The organism is Kitasatospora sp. MBT63, from assembly GCF_000710465.2.
In the GTDB taxonomy this organism is placed as follows: Bacteria; Actinomycetota; Actinomycetes; order Streptomycetales; family Streptomycetaceae; genus Kitasatospora.
Window position 1 is genome coordinate 4,841 of the sequence record NZ_JAIZ01000809.1, and the last position, 483, is coordinate 5,323.

The following is a 483-nucleotide window of genomic DNA, read 5'->3' on the forward strand; positions in this document are numbered from 1 at the left end:
CCGTGGTCATGCCCGGCGGAGCCCTGGCCAACCTGCTCGCCTGGCACCAGCGGAAGATCCCCGGCGGGCCCGGCACCACCGTCGCCCAGTACGCCTCGCTGAGCTTCGACGTCGCCGCGCAGGAGATCCTCTCCGCGCTGCTGCACGGCCGCACCCTCGCCGTGCCGACCGAGCGGGTCCGGCGCGACGCCGGTGCGCTCGCGGCCTGGCTGCAGGAGTACCGGGTCAACGAGCTGTACGCCCCCGACCTGGTGATCGAGGCGCTCGCCGAGGCCGCCGCCGAGCAGGGCCTGACCCTGCCCGACCTGCGCCACCTGGTCCAGGCCGGCGAGGCGCTGACGGCCGGCTCGCGGGTGCGCGCGTTCTGCGCCGCTGTCCCCGGCCGGCGCCTGCACAACCACTACGGCCCCGCCGAGACCCACGTGGTGACCGGCTGCGAACTCCCCGTGGATCCGTCGTCGTGGCCGGAGCCGGTGCCGATCG

1 protein-coding gene is annotated in these 483 nt (G+C 75.8%); it reads left to right on the plus strand.

Annotated elements, in window-relative coordinates; translation table 11 throughout:
- Positions 1-483 (plus strand): AMP-binding protein (locus tag AA75_RS42630; RefSeq protein ID WP_158515669.1); only part of this gene is annotated, 483 nt, incomplete at both ends.